A 3,613-nucleotide genomic window follows, 5' to 3' on the forward strand; every position below is an offset into this window, starting at 1 on the left:
CTGTTGCGCTCGCCGGCACTGCCGTCGGCACTAGGCAAATGCTTAGGTACAATGAATAAAGAAATGCCCTTGGTGCCCGCAGGCGCATCAGGTAAACGCGCCAACACAATATGTACAATATTGTCTGACATATCGTGCTCACCGGAGGAGATAAAAATTTTGGTGCCGCTGATCGCATAGCTGCCATCAGGGTTCGGCTCAGCCTTGGTGCGCAACATGCCTAAATCAGAACCGCAGTGCGGCTCGGTTAAACACATAGTGCCGGTCCATGAGCCCTCAATCAGCTTAGTCAAATATACATCTTGCTGCTGTTCGGTGCCGTGATCTTGAATCGTATGAATCGCACCCTGCGATAGGCCAGGATACATACTCCAAGCCCAGTTAGCCGTGCCAATAAATTCGTTGATGGGCAGGGTAAAAGTTTTCGGCAGATTTTGTCCGCCCATGGCGACAGGGCCCTCCATGGATGGCCAGCCACCTTCAACATATTGCTGGTAAGCTTCTTTAAAGCCGCTAGGCGTAGTGACTTCACCATCGTTTAAGGTACAGCCTTCGGTATCACCAATGCCATTTAGCGGCAGCAACACTTCCTCTGAGAATTTTGCACATTCTTCGTTAATGGCATCTGCCAATTCAGCGGTTGCTTCCGGCCAGCAGTCGGTAGATGCAAAAAAAGCCGATGCATTTAGCATTTCTTCACGCACGAATTGAATATCCCTAGTGGGTGCCTTGTATTGAGCCATGGTTAAATACCTACACTTTTAGTTAATGCTTTGAATTATTTGTTATTAAGAATAGTGCAAGAATGCCGGAGCGCGAATTTTTTTCCTATGGCTGAAAACTATCAAGTTTTATTGCAAAAACTATCAGCTCTTAGAAAGACAGGAATTTCAATATAATGAAATCAATAACTTAAAGAAATTGCGGTCGAGCGACCGAAACAATATCAATGACAAAAATATGACAGCAACGGACTAAACGGCTTTCGCCAAGCGTTTGCGGTATTCACCGGGCGATAGCGCCGTCCACTTTTTAAACGAACGGTAAAAGGTGGACGGGTTTTCAAAACCTAACAGCTCGCTGATCGCCTCATTGCTGAGTTCACTGTTGTTTAAATAGTGTATCGCCAGTTCAGCACGCATCGCATTTTTTAGCTGCACATAGCTGACACCCTCAGCTTTCAGGCGGCGAAAAAAAGTCTGCTCCGACATATTGAGCTGCGCCGCCATTTCAACCGTGGTCGGAAACGCACCGCCCAAGGCGCGGCCTAATATCGCTTTAATCTGCTGAATAAAGCTTTCTTTACGTGCGTGTAAAAACACAAAGTAGGGCGCTCGGCTGACAAAGGCATCAACATTTTGTTCTTGCTGCACCACCGGGCTATTCAGATATTCAGCGCTGATGCGATAGCCGTAAAAAGCTTGCTGATAAAAAATGTCGACTTCGGCATTGGCACTTTTATCCTGCCATTGTGGAAATTGGTAATACAGCGCCTTCAGCGGAATAGTGGTGCCGGTTAGCCAACTGTTGATGCCATGCAGGGCTAACAGGGTCGACTTGATAATATCGCGTGGGGTGTGACTAATAATCTGCTGATATTCAGACTGTGCAATATGGTCTAGCTTGCACAATTTAATGATTAAATCGTCGCCATCACGCTCAATCTGCTGCTTCACCAAATAGCCATGGCATATCTCAAAAAAGTCTGAACTGCGATGGATCGCCTCATCTAGGGTCTTGCAGTGCACCAGCGCACGCATCAAAAACCGCATCGAACCCTGACGCACGTTACCGCCGTGCAATAAGCCAAACCACTCATCTTGCAGCTGCTCAATAATTGCGTGATACAACTCACCATAAAACATCACCGAGACTTTTTTTTGCTGCGCCAGCAGCTGCTGACTGGTGCCCACTTTTGCCAGCAACGTATCAATATCGCAGTCGCGAAATTCAGCAAACTTCAACATACTTTTTATGTATCGGGTTGAAATGCTTAGCTGTTCCATAATCTGATTCGTAAAGGTGAAGGTTTAGTCGATGAAAGCCTTGTTTAGCGCCGTTAACGCAGGCGCTCTATACCGATGGCGTCATCTGCGCCAACAGTGCCTGCATATCCCAATAGGCCGACATCTCAGTAATCAAGCCCTGTGCATCCACAGCATAGCTGGCCAGCATCGATACCGTGGTTTGTTGGCCATTTGGCAGAGTATTCACCACTTGCTGCAGCGCAGCACAATGACGATCACCGGAAATGATCTGCTGCTGAATCGTTAGCGAGATATTCGCTGGGCCAATCACATTATCCCAGAACGTGGCAATCGCAGCTTTACCGCGGTGGCCTAGGCCTTCTGGGTCTAATATAGATTTACCGACCGGATCGCGCAGCACCGCATCGTCAGCGTAAAGCGCCAGCCAAGCCGATTTATCGCCAGCCGAGGCAAACGCTACTGAGCGGCAATTCGCCAAAATCGCTGGGTGCTGTGGCTCGATGGACAGATCGGGTTCCGCGCTAGAGATCATATCAGCCGCTGTTTTCGGCAAAAGGGTGGACGATGTTGTAGTCGTTGTAGAAGACATGGCAGCCGCTTAACGCGCCAGGGCGTTTACAGTTAAAACGCCCAGCATAGCATTAATGCAGCTTTTTAGGATCTAATAAATTCACCACCTGCACCTCGGTTTCGTGCGGCAGCTTTTGTTCACCTAAACGGTTTTGATTAACCCGCGTGCCTAATTCCTGCGGGGTATTATCGTGTGCATCAAGCTGGTCTTTAAAACCACAGGCAACGCACTCGCGATAGCGAAAGCCATCCTCGTGATCGTACATCACAATTTTGTCCACTTGCTCGCATTTTGGGCACTGGGCGCCAGCAATAAATCGTCGTTTTAACATCGCTAAGCGGCCTCTAATCCTGAATGCTGCAGCAGCGCATCGACGCTGGGCTTGCGGCCCCTGAACGCGGCAAACGAATCGGCCGCCGGGCGTGAGCTACCAACCTGCAGAATATTTTCTAAAAAGCGCTGGCCAGTGGCCGGGTTCATAATCCCTTCTTCTTCAAACGCCGCAAAGCAGTCAGCCGACAGCACCTCGGCCCACTTATAGCTGAAATAACCGGCAGCATAGCCGCCGGCAAAAATATGGCTAAAGCTATGCTGAAAGCGCACCTCTAATGGCGGCTCAACCACCGCCACCTTGTCGCGCACCTGATCGAGCAGATCTTGAATTTGGTCAGCATTGTCGATTTCTGACAGGGTATGTAACAACATATCAAACAGCGCAAATTCAATTTGACGCTGCATCATCATGCCGGCATTAAAGTTTTTTGCCGCTAACATGCTTTGTAATAGCGCATCTGGCAGCGGCTGCTGGCTTTCATAATGTTGGCTGATGCGCGCCAAACCCTCAGCCTGCCAGCACCAGTTTTCTAAAAACTGACTTGGCAGCTCAACCGCATCCCATTCCACCCCAGCAATGCCTGACACGCCATTAACATTCACCTGGGTCAGCATATGATGCAGACCGTGGCCAAACTCATGGAATAGGGTAGTCACTTCATCGTGCGACAGCAGCGCCGGCCGCCCATCACCGGCGGGGCGAAAATTACAGGTTAAAAAC

Annotated in this window: 5 protein-coding genes; all 5 read right to left on the minus strand. The window is 49.2% G+C overall.

Annotation, left to right across the window (positions count from 1 at the left end):
• A partial coding sequence (locus HRU21_12035; GenBank protein ID NRA43019.1) for an acyl-CoA dehydrogenase family protein occupies positions 1-743 on the minus strand: 743 nt, incomplete at its 3' end.
• Between the two features lie 231 nt (positions 744-974).
• The gene (locus tag HRU21_12040; protein ID NRA43020.1) at positions 975-1,967 is read right to left on the minus strand and encodes a helix-turn-helix domain-containing protein; all 993 of its coding nucleotides are present in this window, start codon (positions 1,965-1,967) and stop codon (positions 975-977) included.
• A 106-nt stretch (positions 1,968-2,073) separates the two neighbouring features.
• Positions 2,074-2,577 (minus strand): nuclear transport factor 2 family protein, encoded by a 504-nt coding sequence (locus HRU21_12045; protein ID NRA43021.1) that lies wholly within the window; start codon positions 2,575-2,577, stop codon positions 2,074-2,076.
• Between the two features lie 52 nt (positions 2,578-2,629).
• Entirely contained in the window at positions 2,630-2,890 is a 261-nt protein-coding gene (locus HRU21_12050; protein NRA43022.1) for a YheV family putative metal-binding protein, read from the minus strand.
• Between the two features lie 2 nt (positions 2,891-2,892).
• On the minus strand, positions 2,893-3,613 hold a 721-nt coding region (locus tag HRU21_12055), incomplete at its 5' end, for an oligopeptidase A (protein ID NRA43023.1).

Source organism: Pseudomonadales bacterium, assembly GCA_013215025.1.
Lineage (GTDB): Bacteria > Pseudomonadota > Gammaproteobacteria > Pseudomonadales > DT-91 > DT-91.

What these genes read in the sequence shown, in the direction of transcription:
- HRU21_12040 (NRA43020.1), bottom strand. Translation starts at nt 1,967, where the DNA reads ATGTTGAAGTTTGCTGAATTTCGCGACTGCGATATTGATACGTTGCTG.
- HRU21_12045 (NRA43021.1), bottom strand. Translation starts at nt 2,577, where the DNA reads ATGTCTTCTACAACGACTACAACATCGTCCACCCTTTTGCCGAAAACA.
- HRU21_12050 (NRA43022.1), bottom strand. Translation starts at nt 2,890, where the DNA reads ATGTTAAAACGACGATTTATTGCTGGCGCCCAGTGCCCAAAATGCGAG.